Here is an 18,334-nt window from a genome sequence, read left to right as displayed (position 1 = left end):
CCGGACTCTATACCTTTCTTTTTAAAGAGCCGTTAAGAAAAAGGTCGATGGTATTTGCTACGGCCAGGCGGACAGGGAAAGCATCCCCTTGCATCATCCAGGTCATTAGTACCATGAATACGTTGGAATGCAGCAGAGCTGCTATTGCCTCTGCCGGCATGTCCGTCCGTAGTTCACCATCTTCCTGCCCCCGGCGGATGACCCTTTCAAATACCCCCTGCAGCCCGCTGCGTTTATCTGACTCCATCTGATGCATGCTTGCCATATCCTGCAGCCGGCTTGCGGCGTACATAATGAAAATGTCCTTGTTCTGGCTAGCCCAATCCATACCTATTTCCAGCATCGCCATCAACCTGGTTTTAGTGTTGGGGTTTTTATCAATAACTTTTTGCCACAACGGGTCATAATTTTGGTTGATTCGCTGCATGTAAGCCAATAAAATGGCGCCCTTGCCGGAAAAGTAATTGTATAAAGTCCTCTTGGCCACATCTGCCTCCCGGGCGATCTGCTCCATGGAAGTTTGCTCAAACCCTTGTTTTTCAAAGAGATCAATGGCTAAATCAATTATCTTTGTCCGGGCTTGCTCTTTTTTTCTGTCCCGCCTGGTCTGATTACAATTATCAACTGCTGTCAATGTTGCCTCCTTTGCACTTGGTGCATATTTGCACTCAGTGCATATTGTTGCTTTTATTATATGAATATTTTGTTAAAAAATCAATATCTTTAACTGTAAGTTAACAAATATATGCTCAGGAAATTTTTTACCAGATAGGATATTTTTTAATCAGTAGTCTATTTCAATGTACGTTATTTTATTGTAAAATCAAAATAGACTGAATATTTTGATGGTGATTATATGAATCACTTTGTAACCTTTAATACAGGTAAGCATATCAGGGATAGTTTTGAAGAGGAGGGTTTAATACCGTCAAAAATTCATCCGGCCCTGATAAACTCATGGAAGAGATCCCGTGAACATAAGGTTAACCCGCATATTGACGTGGCGCCTACGGTCACTAATTCCCGGAGCGATCTGGACAATCTTGTGGTTCAGGTTGCCAAGTCATATTTTAAATACTATAAAAACCTGATGCACATGACAGAGCTAATAATAGGCCTCAGCAATTCAGCCGGGGTACTGATTCATGTGGAAGCAGGGAGCGCTAAATTAAATAAGAATGCGGAAAGACATAACTTTTTGGTCAACGCTTCCTGGGATGAAAAAAGCGTCGGCACCAATGCTATCAGCCTGGCTTTGACGGAAAAAACAAATGTTTTACTGTACGGTTGCGATCATTATTCTTATGGCTGGCACCCGTATTGCTGTGCTGCTGCGCCCTTGTTTCATCCCTGGAGCAAGAATATTATCGGGGTTGTTGATTTAACCGGCTTTAACAATGAATTAAATATGCATTCGGTAGGCTGGGTGACTGCCATGGCCAGGTTAATTGAGACGGGTATAGGCTTGCGTATGATGGAGAATGATAATAAACCCGGTGCTGCTAAAAATCCCGCTCATTTTTACATAAGCCGCAATCCTGTTAAACAGACAACCCCTGGGGTAATCGGTGAAGATCCGGCATTTCTGTTGGCCCTGGGACTGGCTAAAAAGGCTGCCAGAACGGAACTTAATGTGTTGCTTACGGGAGAGACGGGCACCGGGAAAGAAGTTCTTGCCCGGATAATTCACCAAAACAGCCCGCGTGGTGACGGACCCTTTGTTGCTGTCAATTGCGGAGCTATACCAAAAGATTTAATGGCCAGCGAATTGTTTGGTTATACGGAGGGCGCCTTTACCGGCGCATCCCGTAGGGGCCGCCCCGGACGCTTTGAACAGGCTGACGGTGGCACTATATTTCTGGACGAAATCGGGGACGCGCCTCATGAAATCCAGGTCGGGCTTTTAAGGATAATCGAGGAGGGATGTGTCTGCCGTCTCGGGGGAGTGCGTCCCAGCCCGGTTAACGTGCGGGTGCTGGCGGCTACCAGCCGGGATTTGGAATCTTTGATTAGCAAAGGGGACTTTCGTGAGGACCTGTACTACAGGCTGGCCGGCATAGATATTAAAATACCCGCTTTGCGCGAGCGCCGGGGGGACATTCCTCTGCTGGCGGAGCATTTTAGGACTGAAGCACAAAACAAATATGGGAATGCATATAGGCTGGATAAACAATTAATTCAAGCCTTTATGCAATATCATTGGCCGGGCAATGCTCGGGAACTGAAAAATACGGTGGAGCGTTTGGTCGCCCTTGCAGACGATGGGGTGACGGGTAGCGAGCTGTTTTACCGGTTAATGCCCGGCAAAAACGTGGTGCGTAATGAATTAAATCCCCGGGGCGAGGAACTGGTCCGAGCCATCAAGGAATCAGGCGGAAACATTACCCGGGTAGCGGAAAAATTAGGCGTTAACCGGACCACCGTGTACAGAAGGATGAAAAAATACGGCATTAAACCTTAGGTTAAAGCGCCCGGCTAGCAATGGGATGAAAAAGGGAACAGGCTGCTTTTTCGTTTTTGAAAAAGCAGCCTGTTCCCTTTTTCCAATACTTGATAAAAGAGCACGTTTTTTTATCAAAGTGTTGCAGCAATGTGGCGCAGCGGTTCGCAACAGTATGCAACATGTGCGAGGCCGGGTATAGGGATTTGTCCCTCTGTTATCTCGGGCAGTCGGCTATTGCGGGGGTTTTAACACCGTAATAAGCCACCTTGATATTTTAACCGCTTAATAACATTTTTGGCATGTTAGTTGCTTAAATATTATTAGAGTTCAAAATATTTAATTATTTTCACTTGATCCGGGCCTGGTTTGGACAATGGTCTTCTGGATCAGCTCTGCATTTTGCTGCAAAATTTGAAAGGAGTGTGGAGGATTGCGCCAACACATCGATTTTAGCGGCCGCGAGTATATTTATGAGTACCCCCCCTATTCCCCTCAGGATTTGAGGAGGCGTGAAGGGAGTATTTTAGCGGCCCGGCTGATGATTAACGCCGCCCTGACCGCCCCGTTTGCCGGTGGGGTGTCTCATGTTGAGGCGGAACTGGTTTATGGGCAGGACGAGCAGGAGCAAATCGCCCGGAAAATGGAAGAACTTGCTTACACCAACAAGGTGTGGGAAGAGATGTTCAAATACGAGGCGGTGATGGTCCGGGAGAGCGACGCAGTTATCTTCCTCGGATCCCGCATGGCGGAGGATAACCCCCTGGACGCGGGCTGCGGCATGTGCGGGGGTAAACCCGACTGCAGTTATTTTTATGAGCGCAAAAAGACCAAGTGCGGCATGGTGGATACCACTGACCGGCGTTCTGAAGCTTTAATCAGGGGGCCCTTGTGCACAGCCAGGGTAAATGACCTGGGCTATGCGGTTGGCTCCGCTCTGTGGCTGGCGGCCAGGCTTTTCGTAGATTCCCGGCCATTTACCAGCGTGGGCCTCGCCGGGCTAAAAATGGGTTACTGTAAAAACTCCGGCCTGGTGGTGGGTATACCCCTGGCCGCCCTGGCCAAAAACCCCTATGTGGATATTAATCCCGACTACCATTTAATTAATATGACAAAAATACTGGAAAACACCCGCAAACAATATATCACTCCCCGCACAGTCACTACCTTTGATTACCGGAAGTGGATTCCCAGGCGAAAGGAGGAAGAATAACATGCCGAGGTACGACGGAAAAGCAGTCGCTCAGGAGCATCTTTTGGAAGTGGCCAAAAGTATGATCCAGGCCGCCTATAAGGCGCCCCTGACTACCGGCCGGTTAAAACTTCAGACGGAAATTGTTACCGGAGACGATCTGGTACCTATAATTGAAATGTTGGGCGTGATGGCTAAAATTTCCCAGTTCGTAGCCTGGGACTACATGACCCTTAAGGAAACCTATGAGGCCGGTTACCCACCGGTGCTGGTGTTGATTGGTGCCGATGCCACCGTGTCGGAAATGGCATGGAACTGCGGTGCCTGCGGTTTTCTCACCTGCAAGGAATTCAATGCTTTTGCCAAGGAAAACCTGGGACAGGGTCTGGTGGGCGGCGGACCGTCTTGCAATTGGAAAATACTTGACGTGGGCATCGCCTGCGACTGGGCTGCCGCTTCCGCCTGGCAGCACAATGTGGACAACCGGGTCCAGGGTTCCACCGGCAGCGCGGCCAAGACCTTGGGCTATTTGCCCGAGGCCAGCTCCATCCTGGGTATATCGGTGGGTCCCTGCAAGGAACTGGTCTGGTACAGCCGGGAGGTAATGAACAAAAAGTTTACCTATGAAGATCACATCAAAACCATGTTTAACACTTTGCCCATTAATTTTCTGGGCTTTGCGGGCAGCGGCAAGCCGGCGTTTAAATCCACCGACCGTTGGTGGGAGGAAACCCATTTTATCAGCTGGGGCCCTCAGCCGGAATCAGAGGAGCGCATGTATGAGGTAATCATGGAAATGGCGGATATCGTTGATAAGTATGGGCCGGAGATCGCGGCAAAGTACCAGAAATGATGGCGAAAGGAGAACGGTTATGCGGGATGTTTATGTAATTGGGGTGGGGATGAACCGTTTTGGGAAGTACCTTACCGCCACCGTCAAAGGGATGGCCGCGGAAGTGGTGCAGCTCGTACTGCGGGATGCCGGCATTGACGGTCAGCTGCTGCAGGCTGCATACGTGTCCAACACCTTCTGGGGCATGTTCAGCAATCAGCACTCTATCCGGGGCCAGGTTGCTTTAAGGCCGCTGGGAATTCAGGGCATACCCATCGTGAATACGGAAAACGCCTGCGCCGGAGCCTCAACCGCTTTTCACCTGGCTTATCTAGGCATCGCGGCGGGAGCTTACGATGCGGTCCTGGCCCTGGGCGTGGAAAAGATATCCCATGAGAACAAAGCCCTATCCCTGCAATCCTACGCCTCGTGTATCGATGTGGAAAAATCCTCCGAACAAATCAATACCCTGATGCAGTTAAATGAACTGTACAGCCCGCAGGTCGCCCGGGATGAACCCGGCCGGGGCCGCAGCATCTTCATGGATATCTATGCCGCCGTGGCCCGCTGGCATATGGCCAAGTATGGAAGTACCCAGAAACAGCTGGCAGTGATTGCCTCCAAAAACCATTTTCACGGCAGTTTGAACCCCCTGGCGCAAATCCAGCGGGATATGACCGTGGAAGATGTACTGGCGGACCCACCAGTTTCCTATCCCTTAACCAGGGCTATGTGTTCGCCGGTGGGAGACGGTGCCGCTGCCGCTATTCTCTGTTCCGGTGATTTTCTAAAAAAGCTGACGGGAGCCCGTCCGGTTAAAACCCTGGCTTCGGTGCTGGGTTCCGGGCGGGATAGACTCATTGACGGTGAGGATATCGGGGAGCGCCTGTCCAAACAGGCTTACCAAATAGCCGGGCTGGGACCACAGGACATTGACCTGGCCGAACTGCACGATGCCACTGCTTTTGGAGAATTGCACCAGTTGGAGGCTATGGGGTTTTGCCAGCCGGGGGAAGGGGGTATTTTTTCGGAAAGCGGCGCCACCAGGCTGGGCGGTAAATTGCCGGTCAACACCTCCGGGGGACTGGAATCCCGGGGGCACCCCATCGGGGCCTCGGGGCTGGCCCAGGTTCATGAGGTGATTGCTCAGTTAAGGGGCGAGGCCGGCCAACGCCAGGTGACGGGGGCCAGGATTGGTATGACCGAAAACGGCGGGGGCAATATCGGGTACGAGGAAGCGGCCATGACCATTCATATCTTTGAATCAATTAGTTAGTTTCCATATTAAACAGGGAGGGAAATTTAAATGGCAGTTTACAAAGATACCAAACAAATGTATGAAATACTGGGCGGCCTGTGGAGCCAGCTGCTGGAACATCCCGAAAACGGTAAAAAGTTCAGGGATGCGGGGCTAAACATTAAGTATAACTTATCCGACCCGGCGGGAACGCTCTGGGTTACGCCGGGTGGCGTGCTCACCGGCGACCAAAATTTAAAAGCTGATGTGGAAATGAGCCTGGCCGGGGACACCGCCCACAAATTCTGGCTAAAGGAACTGTCGTTACCCGCGGCCCTGGCTAAAAAGCTCATTGTTTCCAAGGGGTCTATGGCTAAAGTAATGAAAATGCTACCGCTGCTCAAACCCTTGCATGAAATGTACCCGGCAGTTAGTGACAAGTACAACCTACCCGGATAGGAGGTTTGGCAGTGACTACGGTAAATATGAATTTGCTTTCCTATCAAGTGGAGGCAGCGGCGGGAAAAAAACCTGACTTTAAAATATTGACCTTTGAATATGGCGAATACCCGGCAGAGGTTTTAACCTTTAAAGACATTTTTGTCAACGGTTGCAAAATTGCCCGGGTGCTGCGGGAGCACAGCATCGGTCAGGGTGATAAATTTGCGGTGTTTATGCGCAACCACCCGGAATTTGTATACGCGCTATGGGCCGCCTCCGCGACCGGTGCGGTAATGGTGCCCATAGACCCCCGCTCCCGGGGTGACAACCTCCAGTATCAGTTGGAAAACTCAAATGCCCGCGGCGTGTTTGTGACGGCCGACTTGTTGCATGAAATAGACTGCCTGGAATTGGATCAAAATGCTTGTCCGGTGCTGGGCGTAAGTTATAAAGAGTTATTCGGAGTTGCGGTCGGCGACCGGTTCCCAAGCTTGACTGAAATACTGGCAGGACCGCAAACCAGCCCTCCGGACAAACGGAAAAACGATGCCAATACCCCATTGGAGATTATCTACACCTCTGGGACCACCGGCAACCCCAAGGGAGTGATGGTTAAGGAGGACCGCCTGGGCATGTACGCTCTATTTGCCAAAAACATTTGGCGCTACCAACCAACCGACGTGCTGTACACCGGGCTTTCCCTCACCCACGGCAATGCCCAGGCCGTGGACCTTATCCCTTCCCTGGCTCTGGGTATACCGGCGGTTTTTAGCCACAAATTCACGAAGAGCAGGATCTGGGACATCTGCCGCCAATACAGCTGCACTACCTTTTCCCTACTGGGCGGCATGATGATGGGCATTTATAGCGAACCGCCCGGGGAAAACGACGGCGACAATCCCGTACGCCTGGTGATCAGCGCCGGCACGCCCCCGGCTATCTGGCATGATTTTGAAAAGCGGTTTAACGTCAAAATTCACGAATGGTATGGTGCTGTGGAAGGTGGTTTTGCCCATAATCCACCGGGAATGGGCCCCGTTGGTTCCTTTGGCAAACCCCTGGACGGCGTGATGGAAATGAAAGTGGTCCGGGATGACGATACTGAATGCGGGCCGGGGGAGATCGGCGAGTTAATCTGCCGCATGGTACGCGGCAGCACCGACGTGGAGTATTACGACAACCAAAAAGCCTCGGCGGAAAAAACCCGGGGCGGCTGGCTAAGGACAGGGGATATGTGCCACCGGGACGAGGAAGGCTGGTTTTACTTTGATTTTCGCGCCGGCGGTGGTTTAAGGAGACAGGGTGATTTTATTCAGCCGGGCCACGTGGAAAAAATAATCTCCCAGCATCCTGATGTCAGCGATGTTTGTGTTTACGGCATACCCGCTGCATCCGGGGCGCCAGGGGAAAGCGATATTGTTGCCGCGGTGGTATCCTTCCCGGGTAAAACAGTTGCCCCCCGGTCTATATTTACTGCCTGCCTGGCCGGTCTGGAGCGTAATGCTGTTCCTTCCTATATACAGGTGGTGGCGGAGATCCCCAAAACAGCTTCGGAAAAGAATCTGGAACGGCTTCTCAAAGCCGAATTCAGTCCCCGGGCCGTTAATGTTTTCAAATTAAATGGATAAGGTGGAATGAACATGGAATATTTGGATTTAAATATGGAATTGACTGATGAGCAGCTGGATTTAAAAAAATCAGTAAATAAATTTGCCAGGGAGGTGCTGCGCCCGGCAGCCATGGAACTGGATAAGTTAGCCAACCCGGAGGATGTGCTGAAAAAGGATTCGGTGTACTGGGACTGTATGCGCCAGATGAAGGAGTTAGGCTACCATACGGTGTATATTCCGGACAACTACGGCGGGTTGGGACTCTCCCCCCTTGAAGCTCATATATTTTGGGAAGAAATAGGCTGGGGGAGCTCGGGGTTTGCCGTATCTATAGGGGTTGATTGTTTTCCGGCCTTTTTTGCATCAATGGCTCCGGACGACGGGGATAAGGTGATTGAGGAGGTTGTTAAACCATTTGTGGAGAAGGTTGACAACAGCTTCATCGGCTGCTGGGCCATTACCGAACCCAACCATGGCTCCGACCAGCTTACTATCGGCCTGCCCTGGTTTAAGGATCCCAAAATAACCGGCCAGGTTTCGGCTCGATTGGACGGGGATGTTTGGGTGTTGAACGGGCAAAAATCATCCTGGGTTTCCAACGGTCCACAGGCTACCCATGCCCTGCTCTTTTTAAATATTGAAAAATCCATGGGGCTGGCCGGCGGCGGTGTGGCCGTGGTGCCTTTGGATTTACCCGGAGTTTCCAAGGGCAAATGCCTGGACAAAATGGGTCAGCGGGAATTGCCTCAGGGAGAGATTTACTTTGATCATGTGCGATTGCCCAAGCATTTTATGCTGACCCAGCCCGATACTTACGAGGCTATGCTGGACGCCACGCTGGCTATTGCCAACGCCACTATGGGAGCCATGTTTACCGGCGTAGCCAGAGCCGCCTTTGAAGAGGCGCTGGATTACTCCAAGGTTAGGGTGCAGGGCGGTAAGCTTCTTTGCGAACATCAACTGGTGCAAAAAAAGCTTTTTGACATGTTCCAGAAGGTTGAGACGGCCCGGGCTATATCCCGGGCGGTAATGAATTACAATTTCACCAATTTCCCACCGGTAACCCGTTACTCCATCTTATCCAAAGTATACTGCACCAATGCAGCTTTTGAAATTGCCAACGAAGCGGTACAGTTGTTTGGCGGCTATGGGGTGAGCAAAGAATATTATATTGAAAAACTGCTGAGAGACGCCCGGGCGTCACTTATCGAGGATGGTTCCAACGAGGTGCTGGCACTGACCGCAGCCAGGGCGCTGATTGAGGAAAGCGAGTAAAATTATAGTATGATAAAAACCCGCAATTCCCTGTGTGCCAAGGCTTGCGGGTTTTGTCACATCTTATCGGCTAAAAGGCCTAAATTACTATCTCCTTGCCAACCATCACGTCTACATATCTATCCTTAAAATAATCTTTGAATGCATTTAATGCCCAGTCACAACTGTCGTGAGCTGATATTCCAATAATGCTTGGATTGGTTTGGTCCAACTCAACAATTGCTTCTTTAACTTCAGTCTTACTTATTCTCTGCCATGGCAATTTTCCAGTCCCAATAATTTTTTGCATGTTACACTTCATCCTGGATGTTTCAACAGGATAATGCAGTCCTCCTATTATTCCGTAGATAGGCAGTTCAAACAAATCCCTGGTTCTTTTTATAATTCTTTCTATTCTTTGATGGCCGCATCCCACAATTAATACAATTCCTTTGCCTTTTACATTTACGGCTAACGCCTGCTCTGCGGTAAGCCCCATAAAACAAATTGCCGTATCTATCGTACCGATGGATGCAATACCCTCAAATAGTTTTTGGGGTTTTTTAATAACCTCTATTTCCGCAGTAGCATGGGACATTTTCTCAGGTGCAAAAGCTTTAACCTTTAAATCAATTTCTTGACCGGAAAGAGAAAAAGTATTTTTTTTCTTAGCTTCAATCCCTCCTATATGGTCAATATGATTATGAGATATTACAACGCAATCAATATCAGATACTTCAACCCCCAGCTTGTTCATGTTTTTCAAAAGTGGTGACGGGTGTTCATTTTTAGCATTAAAGCCTACATCAAAAAGGATCTTTTTATCGTCCGCACTAATCAGATATGCTACGCCTGGTTCTCCAATTAAATCCTCATTACTGGTGTAGAAATCTATTAAGGGCAGAACCTTTAGTTCGTTAACAGCACCCAAATTTGTAATTTTTTCCGGCTTGTTGTGCTCCCAAACTGTTTTTTCAATCTTTTTGTTTTTCATAAATTTAATTACAGGAATAGTTAAGGCTGATATCAGACATAAAAAAAGTATGGCAGCAGTATATGATAATAGACTAATCATCTTAACCCTCTCCCTTAACGAATCATCACAAACTGATTTTCCTGTCCCAATAGTTCTTTACTTTTTCATACAGGCGCGTCCGCAGCTGTTGAAATTCCTGAACTACCCGGTCGCCCTCCCAATCATTGAGCAACTCTTTGGGCAAAGCCGGATCGGAAATAGCAATATCGTAAAAATTCCAACCCAGTTTGAATAATAGTGCCAAACAATACCCCGCGTTTTCTTTTATCTCGTCAAATTCCATTTCTATATCCCGCATCAGGTCCAGAAACTCGCGATATCTTTTCCTGATCCATGCAACTTGAAAGACATCATTTATAAATTCATTTGCAGGAAAGTTTAAACTGATATCACCGTCGTTAATACTGAGATACTTAACATTTTCCCTGGCGGCAATACTGTCAACCTCATCTGACATTTGGTATGGGCAAACCCAGGTGTTTCTGATTATCTCCCGCAAACCTATTTCAGTTAAATCATCAATAACTGTTTGCCTTTCTTTGTCTGACTTGTTAAAGTCCAACAGAGTAATCGCAGACCATTTCTTATTCCATACTTGATGTCTCTTTTCATAGCGGTTAAAAAACATTGCAATACCGTGATTCCAGTTGTGGATATTTTCAAATCCATATTCAGTAAGTTGATAGACAACCTCACCCTCAATTTTTTTATTGATTAATATCCCCGCCTTAACCATTCTGGACAAACCCATGCGGGTTGATGTTTCATTCTTGCCAAACTGCTGCATGAAATCAATTAAATTATTTAGTTGAATGGAGTATTGGCTTGCATATTCTCCATAGATGTTAAAGATGAATAAGACAATACTGGTAACACTATCTTTTTTACGTAAAATAATTTTCATTAAGTCAGCACTCCACCTATATTTAGTATCGTTTTAAACCAGGCTCCGTATATTGATATAGTGTATTGCCAGACCCATTCCCCAACCGATTAAGGGAAAGATAAACCAGATAAATTCAGGCGAAAACGTCAGGTTAATTAGCGCTAGCAAGGGGATAACACAAGCAAAAACCAATCTGTGGATGCGAAATCCCTTCTTTTCTTTTTCCACGCTGATCTTGTCGTAATGTTGTTCGTTTTTCATATTGACCCCTCCTTATATAACGTTATATTTTATAGATTGATTTTATGTTATAACATATGTTTCTGTCAATATTATTACTGTAAGAAGGTGCTAGAAATTTTACGGCAAACGTAAGGTTGTGTTATGTAGTTGTAGCCGGGCCAAACGGGCCGGGGGGCGGCGAACTCTGTTACGCTTGTGGCCTGGTTATTGTTTTTCCTTGACACAGTCACTTTTTTGGCATATAATTACAGTGGCTAATTTAGCTAATATAGCTATTATTGGAGGGTTGTCCATGAAAGTCAACTCAACGGAACTGCAGAACAACTTTGGGAAATACCTGATGCTTGCGGCGCAGGAGGATATCATAATTACCAGAAACGGTATGGAAATAGCCAAACTGTCAGCCATTAGAGATGCGGTTTCGGACTGCGGCGCGGTGCCCGGTACGGTAATGGAAAAGGCGAAAGTATACGGTTGTGACGGCAGAAAGGCATCCTATGAGGAATTTCTGGAGCTGACCAAAGATACCGAGGAAAGATACGAATACATAGATGGTGAAATATACCTGCTGGCCTCACCTAAAACAGCGCACCAGATAGCTTTGACCGAGCTTTTTGGTGTGTTTTACAACTGGTTTCAGGGTAAAGAATGTACCCCCCTGGTTGCCCCTTATGATATTACACTCAAAAGAAACCCGGAGAATATAAATGTTGTCCAGCCTGATATCATGGTTATCTGCGACCTTGAGGAAAAGCTGGATGAAAATGACTATTATCAGGGCGTCCCGGCACTAGTGGTGGAGATTTTATCAGAGGGTACGCGGCGCAAAGATTTGATCAAAAAACTCGACCTTTACATGTCATGCGGCGTCAGGGAGTACTGGATTGCAAACCCGATAAACAGGGAAGTTACCGTTTATCTTTTTGCAGACAACAACATCAGCAGCAGTATTACCTATAGAAAATCCGAAATCGCGCAATCCTACATTTTTGAAGGACTATCCGCGGAGCTTGGCAGAATCTTTAAATAAGCGTTCGAAAAGGCATATGATAGACACCGGCAGTCGTCCCTCGCCGGCAAACTTAAAATATAAGGCCTCCGGTTCCCCCTGGCCGGGAGGCCTATTCTATATAAACCTTTCTTGACAAATGGTAAGAGTATCAACACAAAAGATGGCATTATTGTCGGCTGGGATATCGATTTGTTACAATACAAGTCGCCTTACATCGGAGATGCCAGCAATGTTTCCAACCTTTTGAACGAGCTGCCCTTTGGAGAATACAAGAACAAAATATCACTGGATACTGAAAAAGAGCCATATGGCTTATCCGCTGATTATGATTTAACTCAATTTCATGAGTCGGATATGGATTTTATATATAAAACAATTTTGCGTAATTCTGCTGTTTTATTTAGCCTGATAGAAAATTTGGATACCATCCGGTATAACATTAAAATGGGGAACAGCAGCTATAATTATGAGTTCACAAGAAGTTCCCTGGAAAAAATATATTTTGATCAGGATTTGAGAGAGTATTCAAGGGACCAAGGAGAGTTTGCGAAGCTTATTAGTTTTAAAGATATACCTTCCCTTCTTCCCCGTCCACGGTAACCGTTTGGCTGTCCTTTATAACCTTCATTACCCCCGGAACGTTTATTACCGCCGGGATACCGAATTCACGGGCCACAATAGCACCGTGGGAGAGGGAACCACCGGTCTCCATTATCAGAGCGGCAGCCTTTAGAAACAACGGTGTCCAGCCCGGGTCAGTGGATGGGGCCACAAGTACCTCACCAGGATTCAGCCTGCCTCCTTCATCGGGGTGGCTGATTAATCGGGCTGTACCGGTTACTCTCCCGGTGGAGATACCAATGCCGGACAATGAGTTCCCCCCTGTGGCGGGAGTAACCCGGGCAGCGTTGGGACGCCGGGGAGTTTCGTCAGCGACTACGTCAGGCGCGACCAGGCTTTCCAGATATTGTTTTCTTTTCTTGCGGTCTTCCACCAACATAGCAAGCCCACGGCCTTCCCAATGGCCGGCCAGGATGGCGGCCAGGTCGGGAAAGGAACAGTGAAACACATCTTCCTTCCTCTCCAACACTCCCCGCTCAGCCAACCGGCGGCCCACATCCAGGGCTATAACGCGCATGGGTACGAGCATCCTGACCAGCCCGGACCTGGCTTCTTCCCTCATTTCCATGCCCCGTACGGTCTTGCCCGCCCAGTAGCGGACCAGCATTCGCCTAAACAGGGAGACGCCGCTGCGGATTTCCCGCCAGGCCCTTTCTCCTTTTTCATGCTGGACAGCCTTCATTTTGGCACTGTCCGCCGTATGCAGCATAGAACGGACTATTTCCAGGAGATAGGTTGGGTCCTCCCTCCACCTGGGGTTGGCCAGGTCTCCCTCGTATACCGCCCGGTGTCCGTACTCATCCAGGTAAGCCTGGAAGGCCTGTTTAAAAACAGAACTATCCGGCAACTTTTCCTCCCATAAACGGGGCTCGTAATTTACCGAAGTAAAAAACTCCCGGGTGGCCGGCTCTTTGCGGGCTGCTTCGGACAGTTCCATCAAACGGTAGCCGTGTTCCGCGGTAGTAATAGTCCCCTGTCCCGTCAGGATGTCGCTGGCCAGGGCACCCCCCTTGCCGGGGAAACTTTTTTCCAGGGTGTCCGTCAGCATTTTTGCCGGGAAGCCTGTAGAGATATTCATCATGCCCGGGATACTTGTATAAGCCACAGCCAACCGGCTGCTTTTCTTCAGCGCCGCCAGTAGATCTCCATCACTCATAACTGGAAGGTCGCAATTAAACCACGTAACTGCCTGCCCTCGGGTTACTGCAAATCCTTGCTTTGCCTTTCTTTGGAACCTGGATATGGCAAGCATCAGCTTAACCTTGCGCCAGTTTCTTCGACGGACGGCCCTTTTGTCTTCCTTTTTACCGGGTGGTATTTGTATTTCCGGGGTGTGCCCTCCCGCGGCCTCGTTAGATTCCGCCGGCGTGAACCCCAGGGCATCGAAATATTCCCATTGAACTAATGACATATTCATATAAACCCGGCCCTGGTAAACCCTCATGTATTTCAGTCCGGGCAGGATAGGATAACCCACCGCACGGAAAGGTGCCGAGACCATGCCTCCGAAGAGGCTATCCACAACCTTCCGGGTCAGAGTGGATAAAACCATGGGGAGGGCGTCCTTTGTGTTCGCGCTAGACCAGTAGTCCGGCTGCCTCTTTAGCTCGGGGTAGGCGTACCGGGGCAGGGAAGTCACCGGCCTGGACTGCGCCAGGAAAAAGTCCCTGCCGTCATATACCCACTCCACATCCTGGTGCTGTTCTCCTTCCCCCAGGGCCTCGAAGACCCTTTGGATCAGCAGGGCAAGTTTAACGATATCTTCATCAGCAAGGACTTGCCCTCCGTTATAATCTTTACTGCTGTCTTGACCCAGGAAAAACGTACCGCCCCCCTCTTTCGGAACGGTTTTTCCTTCTTTTTTGCCGATCAGTTTTTCAATTATTTGCGGCATAAAGGTATCAGTACCCAAATGGTATTCATCCGGTTCCACCATGCCGCCCACCACCGACTCACCCAGGCCGTAATTGGTGTTGATGACTAAAACATCCCGCCTTCCGGTTTTGGGGTCACAGGTAAAACCGATTCCAGCGGCTTTGGCCTTCACCATATCCATAATCACCACCGCGGGGAGCAGTTCCTCATCTGGTATGTTGAATTTTCTCCTGTAGGATACCGCCCGGGGCGTCCACAGGGAAGCGTAGCAGCCCTTTATCGCCACGGCTATATTTTCGACACCGGTGACGTTCAGAAATGACTCATGGACGCCGGCAAAGGAGGCCGCGCCGGAGTCCTCCAAGGACGCCGAAGACCGTACTGCCACCGGCCGGCCCGGATTACCCGAGCTCTTCAGCCAGGAAGCAACTTCTTTTTCCACCCCCGGCGGAAGCATGCCCGACATTATTCTATCCCTAAACCCGGCCAGGGACTGCCCGGCGACCTTCTCACCGATATTGGCCGCGGTAATACTCTCCGACAGCTTTCTCCGGGCGGGCATGAGGCTGTTTTCTTCCATAAAAAGCTTATATGCTTCAGTAGAAATGACTCCCCCGGCGGGCACAGGAAAACCGTACCTGACTAAACGCCCCAGGTTCCAGCCCTTCCCACCGGCCTTTGCCGCACCGGCCTGGTAGGCTTCCGCCCAATTCAAAAAAAACCGTATTTTTAAACTCATAACCAATCCACCCCCGTCACAAATGGCAAATATTTACAATAAAGCGCTTTCGGCTAATGCTGCTGCGCCCCGCCAAGAAAAAGGTCAACTGATTCGGCCAGGCTCAACTCCAGGTCTGACGATCCCTGGTCAAACAACCAGCCACTAAACGGCACTAGATACATTACTTTGTAATAGAGGGCCAACTTCTGCGCTGACAGGTCCTGCCGCAACTCCCCGGTATCCTGGCCCACCTTGAAAATCCTGGTTAGAACATACTCAATGCCGCTCAGGCGGTTATTCTCAATACGGCCTGACAACAAATCCTGGAAGCGGGCGGAAGCATGAAGCTTAACAATATCTCTGTTTTCTTTATTCCATTCAGAAAGCTTCGTCAACATGGCCAGCATTCGCGATCTGGTATCAGCATTCTCAGTGATCAGCCAGTCTATCTCCGCTATTTTTTCCCGGACGGCTTCCTGCATATATGCGGCGGCGATAGCCTCTTTATTGGGGAAGTATTTATACAGGGTCGCCTTGGCTATATCCGACTCCTCGGCGATTTGCTCCATTGAGGTAAACTCAATCCCCTGTTTCCTAAACAGTTCCAAGGCGGTGCTGATGATGGTATCCCTGGTCTGCTCCTTTCTTCTTTCCCGGCGGTCCTTGGGCTTTGGCTCTATCGTCACCCTATTCACCTCTCATTATGTACTGCGTTTATGTTCATACGTCGTATACTATTATCATATCAACAAAGTCCCTGTATTTGCAAGAGCAACTTTTGCTTGCCCACGAGGAAATCTGGCTATTGGTGCACAGTTTTTCACAGTTAACATGACCGTGCATATCCGCCGGGCAAAGTATAAAAACCCTCGGAAGATTGCCGGGGTTATTCCTAAATATAAAAATACTTGTTATAGTTATGCTAACGGAAAGGGGGTTTGGAATCATGCAGACAGAACGGCTATATACCTATGACGATTATCTAAAAATAGATGACGACAACCGGTATGAGCTGATTGGGGGCGAGTTAATTTTGGTTCCGGCGCCTAAAACTATTCATCAACGTATAATCCGAAGATTAATAAAATATTTAGGAGATTTTGTTGACGGTAATAATATGGGCGAGGTATTATTAGCACCCACCGATGTTTTATTAAGCGAAAAAGAAAAACCCCAACCGGATATATTCTTTATCTCAAAAGAACGCCTTAATATAATAAAAGAACAGCACATTGCCGGCGCACCCGATTTAGTTATTGAAATACTTTCGCCGTCAACAGCTAGCCGTGACCGCGTGGAGAAAAGCAAAATGTATTATACTCACGGAGTTAAAGAATATTGGCTTGTCGATCCCGAAATAGAAACTGCTGAAATACTAACCCCCGGTGAAAAATACTGGCAAATTGACGGCACATATAACAATAAAGCAACATTGCATTCCCCATTTCTAACTGGCTTAGAAATTAATTTAAAAGATATTTTTGCAGGACTAACCTCTTATAAAGGTTAAATAGTGGGTATCATCCATTTGCTTGCACCTGTGCTGAAACCAGGTGTATAGATATTGACCATAGGGTACTATGCACAAGTGAGGAAATAAGTGGAAATGTATAAACAAATACCTTGCGGTATAATGCTGCTTACCGCAAGGTATTTGTTTTATTGTAACGGAAAAGGCGAATACCGGCATACGAATCCAAGAGCGCGTTTGGGCATAATGGTTGCATGTCTAAAATCGAGTCACCCATAATTTTAGCTGATCAAGACGTGCCGGGTTATTCGTTTTATTTTAACAATTTACTAACTAACTTTAACTATTACTACCTTTTTATAAATAACTTTAGGTCTTTTGACAGTGCTTAAAAATTGTTCTAGCAACATCAATTATCATTCTAATTTCTTTTTGTGTTCTTCCTTTTAGTGTATAAACCAATTCATCTATAGCAGCATCATGCCTTAATCTTTGACCATTTTGTAAAAGGTAATCAAAACTAATACCCAATGAATTGCCTATTTTTGCTAGAGTGTCAACGCTTAATTTCCTTTCACCCCGTTCAATTTGCCCCATAAATGAAACTGACAAATTGGCTTTTTCTGCTAGTTCTTCTTGAGTTAGTCCCCTGTTTAAGCGTTCCTTTTTTATCTTTTCGCCTAATAACCGGTAGTTCATTGGCCTCATCCCCTTACAGTAACTATAAAGGTTAAAAGAGGTCAAATTAACATGCCATAAGCATTATTAAATATTGCTATTAGCGTTAAAAAGATGCAAACTGTAACTATATCAAAAATTCCCCTAAAATGTTAAAAAGTAATGAGGGGCGACGGCCAATGGATGTAGAGAAATTAACAAAAGAATTCTGGTTGGTAAAAGATCTTTACGAAAAAGAGGAAAATCCCAATTTAAAAAAGGGTTTAGAAAAGAAGATTTTAAAAATAGCTAGGCAAGTCGGAGAACACTGCCTTGGTTTAGGATCTGTTATGATGTATGTCAAAATTTGTCCAGAATGTAATAAGCGGTCGTATAGTGCCGCAAAAAATGGTTACTGGAAATGTTCCAATTGTGGGAAAAACTTAACAGACATCCCGCCGCTAGAATTTCATGCAACAATAGATAAAAGCGACAACACAACCAATAAAGGAAAAAACGATACTTCCTAACCTCCTCTGGTGCTCATCGGGGCTTTGCTGGCATTGTGAGCAGGCCTGATAATAACTACTACATGTTTCCGGCCATAGTTCCCGTTAGTCGGGGGCGGAGAATGCTTGACAGTATTTATTTTAAAAGGTAATCTTTGGGTAGATGATTGCAGTAGGTGCTTTCTCTTTACAGACCAGCCGGGATATATAGAGCGGCGGATTCCCGCGTGAATATAAGTATTAATTAGTTACCAAGCTTTAATTGAAAATAACAAGAATTGAAAATAACAAGCTTTT

The 18,334-nt window shown here is 47.6% G+C and carries 18 protein-coding genes; 11 read left to right on the top strand and 7 right to left on the bottom strand.

Annotated features, from left to right (window positions below):
• Nucleotides 1–7: 7 nt before the first annotated feature.
• The gene (locus BM056_RS20080; RefSeq protein ID WP_114319306.1) at nucleotides 8–634 is read right to left on the bottom strand and encodes a TetR/AcrR family transcriptional regulator; all 627 of its coding nucleotides are present in this window, start codon (nucleotides 632–634) and stop codon (nucleotides 8–10) included.
• A gap of 222 nt (nucleotides 635–856) precedes the next feature.
• Between BM056_RS20080 and BM056_RS20075 the strand changes: the two genes are divergently transcribed.
• The 7 genes from BM056_RS20075 (at nucleotide 857) to BM056_RS20045 (ending at nucleotide 9,027) form a co-directional block, all read left to right on the top strand.
• Complete coding sequence (locus BM056_RS20075; RefSeq protein WP_092473802.1) at nucleotides 857–2,461, top strand: sigma-54-dependent Fis family transcriptional regulator; 1,605 nt, start codon at nucleotides 857–859, stop codon at nucleotides 2,459–2,461.
• Nucleotides 2,462–2,873: 412 nt separating this feature from the next.
• Entirely contained in the window at nucleotides 2,874–3,653 is a 780-nt protein-coding gene (locus BM056_RS20070) for a DUF2148 domain-containing protein (protein WP_092473801.1), read from the top strand.
• Between the two features lies 1 nt (nucleotide 3,654).
• Complete coding sequence (locus tag BM056_RS20065; RefSeq protein WP_092473800.1) at nucleotides 3,655–4,485, top strand: DUF2148 domain-containing protein; 831 nt, start codon at nucleotides 3,655–3,657, stop codon at nucleotides 4,483–4,485.
• The gene (locus BM056_RS20060) at nucleotides 4,451–5,740 is read left to right on the top strand and encodes a thiolase family protein (protein ID WP_238456568.1); all 1,290 of its coding nucleotides are present in this window, start codon (nucleotides 4,451–4,453) and stop codon (nucleotides 5,738–5,740) included. Before BM056_RS20065 ends, BM056_RS20060 begins: the two co-directional genes overlap by 35 nt.
• Before the next feature lie 30 nt (nucleotides 5,741–5,770).
• Nucleotides 5,771–6,160: an SCP2 sterol-binding domain-containing protein gene (locus tag BM056_RS20055; RefSeq protein ID WP_092473797.1), complete on the top strand. Its 390-nt coding sequence runs from the start codon at nucleotides 5,771–5,773 to the stop codon at nucleotides 6,158–6,160.
• An 11-nt stretch (nucleotides 6,161–6,171) separates the two neighbouring features.
• Nucleotides 6,172–7,770 carry an AMP-binding protein gene (locus BM056_RS20050; RefSeq protein WP_207648228.1) on the top strand — a complete coding sequence of 533 codons (1,599 nt, stop codon included), beginning with the start codon at nucleotides 6,172–6,174 and terminating at the stop codon, nucleotides 7,768–7,770.
• A gap of 6 nt (nucleotides 7,771–7,776) precedes the next feature.
• On the top strand, nucleotides 7,777–9,027 hold the full coding sequence (locus BM056_RS20045; protein WP_207648227.1) for an acyl-CoA dehydrogenase family protein: 1,251 nt from the start codon (nucleotides 7,777–7,779) through the stop codon (nucleotides 9,025–9,027).
• Nucleotides 9,028–9,106: 79 nt separating this feature from the next.
• On the opposite strand, the gene BM056_RS20040 is transcribed toward BM056_RS20045, so the two are convergent.
• Genes BM056_RS20040 through BM056_RS20030 form a run of 3 tightly spaced genes read right to left on the bottom strand, consistent with a single transcriptional unit; the run spans nucleotide 9,107 to nucleotide 11,189 of the window.
• The gene (locus BM056_RS20040) at nucleotides 9,107–10,081 is read right to left on the bottom strand and encodes an MBL fold metallo-hydrolase (RefSeq protein WP_092473792.1); all 975 of its coding nucleotides are present in this window, start codon (nucleotides 10,079–10,081) and stop codon (nucleotides 9,107–9,109) included.
• A gap of 25 nt (nucleotides 10,082–10,106) precedes the next feature.
• On the bottom strand, nucleotides 10,107–10,946 hold the full coding sequence (locus BM056_RS20035; protein ID WP_092473790.1) for a PaaX family transcriptional regulator C-terminal domain-containing protein: 840 nt from the start codon (nucleotides 10,944–10,946) through the stop codon (nucleotides 10,107–10,109).
• Nucleotides 10,947–10,979: 33 nt separating this feature from the next.
• Nucleotides 10,980–11,189 (bottom strand): 2TM domain-containing protein, encoded by a 210-nt coding sequence (locus BM056_RS20030; RefSeq protein WP_092473789.1) that lies wholly within the window; start codon nucleotides 11,187–11,189, stop codon nucleotides 10,980–10,982.
• Between the two features lie 274 nt (nucleotides 11,190–11,463).
• Between BM056_RS20030 and BM056_RS20025 the strand changes: the two genes are divergently transcribed.
• The gene (locus tag BM056_RS20025) at nucleotides 11,464–12,201 is read left to right on the top strand and encodes a type II toxin-antitoxin system prevent-host-death family antitoxin (RefSeq protein ID WP_092473787.1); all 738 of its coding nucleotides are present in this window, start codon (nucleotides 11,464–11,466) and stop codon (nucleotides 12,199–12,201) included.
• A gap of 111 nt (nucleotides 12,202–12,312) precedes the next feature.
• Nucleotides 12,313–12,783: a DUF4825 domain-containing protein gene (locus BM056_RS20020; protein ID WP_165613624.1), complete on the top strand. Its 471-nt coding sequence runs from the start codon at nucleotides 12,313–12,315 to the stop codon at nucleotides 12,781–12,783.
• On the opposite strand, the gene BM056_RS20015 is transcribed toward BM056_RS20020, so the two are convergent.
• Together BM056_RS20015 and BM056_RS20010 are read right to left on the bottom strand one after the other, a co-directional pair.
• On the bottom strand, nucleotides 12,746–15,418 hold the full coding sequence (locus BM056_RS20015) for a PEP/pyruvate-binding domain-containing protein (RefSeq protein WP_092473783.1): 2,673 nt from the start codon (nucleotides 15,416–15,418) through the stop codon (nucleotides 12,746–12,748). The two genes, BM056_RS20020 and BM056_RS20015, sit on opposite strands and share 38 nt — an antisense overlap.
• 53 nt (nucleotides 15,419–15,471) lie before the next feature.
• A complete protein-coding gene (locus BM056_RS20010) occupies nucleotides 15,472–16,086 on the bottom strand; it encodes a TetR/AcrR family transcriptional regulator (protein ID WP_165613623.1) in 615 nt (204 codons plus the stop codon).
• Between the two features lie 233 nt (nucleotides 16,087–16,319).
• Here BM056_RS20010 and BM056_RS20005 point away from each other — a divergent pair, with 233 nt between their 5' ends.
• On the top strand, nucleotides 16,320–16,910 hold the full coding sequence (locus tag BM056_RS20005; RefSeq protein WP_337833532.1) for a Uma2 family endonuclease: 591 nt from the start codon (nucleotides 16,320–16,322) through the stop codon (nucleotides 16,908–16,910).
• Nucleotides 16,911–17,240: 330 nt separating this feature from the next.
• On the opposite strand, the gene BM056_RS20000 is transcribed toward BM056_RS20005, so the two are convergent.
• On the bottom strand, nucleotides 17,241–17,570 hold the full coding sequence (locus BM056_RS20000) for a helix-turn-helix domain-containing protein (protein ID WP_092473776.1): 330 nt from the start codon (nucleotides 17,568–17,570) through the stop codon (nucleotides 17,241–17,243).
• A gap of 158 nt (nucleotides 17,571–17,728) precedes the next feature.
• Between BM056_RS20000 and BM056_RS19995 the strand changes: the two genes are divergently transcribed.
• A complete protein-coding gene (locus BM056_RS19995) occupies nucleotides 17,729–18,058 on the top strand; it encodes a hypothetical protein (protein WP_092473774.1) in 330 nt (109 codons plus the stop codon).
• Nucleotides 18,059–18,334: the final 276 nt, after the last annotated feature.

Origin of the sequence: Desulfotruncus arcticus DSM 17038 (genome assembly GCF_900113335.1) — a bacterium.
Lineage (GTDB): Bacteria > Bacillota > Desulfotomaculia > Desulfotomaculales > Desulfallaceae > Desulfotruncus > Desulfotruncus arcticus.
Note: the sequence above shows the minus strand (reverse complement) of the source record. Positions and strands in the feature narration are given on the sequence as shown.

Coding starts and splice junctions, on each gene's coding strand:
- BM056_RS20040 (WP_092473792.1), bottom strand. CDS start 10,081: ATGATTAGTCTATTATCATATACTGCTGCCATACTTTTTTTATGTCTG.
- BM056_RS20005 (WP_337833532.1), top strand. CDS start 16,320: ATGCTAACGGAAAGGGGGTTTGGAATCATGCAGACAGAACGGCTATAT.
- BM056_RS20000 (WP_092473776.1), bottom strand. CDS start 17,570: ATGAACTACCGGTTATTAGGCGAAAAGATAAAAAAGGAACGCTTAAAC.
- BM056_RS19995 (WP_092473774.1), top strand. CDS start 17,729: ATGGATGTAGAGAAATTAACAAAAGAATTCTGGTTGGTAAAAGATCTT.
- BM056_RS20035 (WP_092473790.1), bottom strand. CDS start 10,946: ATGAAAATTATTTTACGTAAAAAAGATAGTGTTACCAGTATTGTCTTA.
- BM056_RS20075 (WP_092473802.1), top strand. CDS start 857: ATGAATCACTTTGTAACCTTTAATACAGGTAAGCATATCAGGGATAGT.
- BM056_RS20060 (WP_238456568.1), top strand. CDS start 4,451: ATGGGCCGGAGATCGCGGCAAAGTACCAGAAATGATGGCGAAAGGAGA.
- BM056_RS20055 (WP_092473797.1), top strand. CDS start 5,771: ATGGCAGTTTACAAAGATACCAAACAAATGTATGAAATACTGGGCGGC.
- BM056_RS20015 (WP_092473783.1), bottom strand. CDS start 15,418: ATGAGTTTAAAAATACGGTTTTTTTTGAATTGGGCGGAAGCCTACCAG.
- BM056_RS20030 (WP_092473789.1), bottom strand. CDS start 11,189: ATGAAAAACGAACAACATTACGACAAGATCAGCGTGGAAAAAGAAAAG.
- BM056_RS20065 (WP_092473800.1), top strand. CDS start 3,655: ATGCCGAGGTACGACGGAAAAGCAGTCGCTCAGGAGCATCTTTTGGAA.
- BM056_RS20045 (WP_207648227.1), top strand. CDS start 7,777: ATGAACATGGAATATTTGGATTTAAATATGGAATTGACTGATGAGCAG.
- BM056_RS20025 (WP_092473787.1), top strand. CDS start 11,464: ATGAAAGTCAACTCAACGGAACTGCAGAACAACTTTGGGAAATACCTG.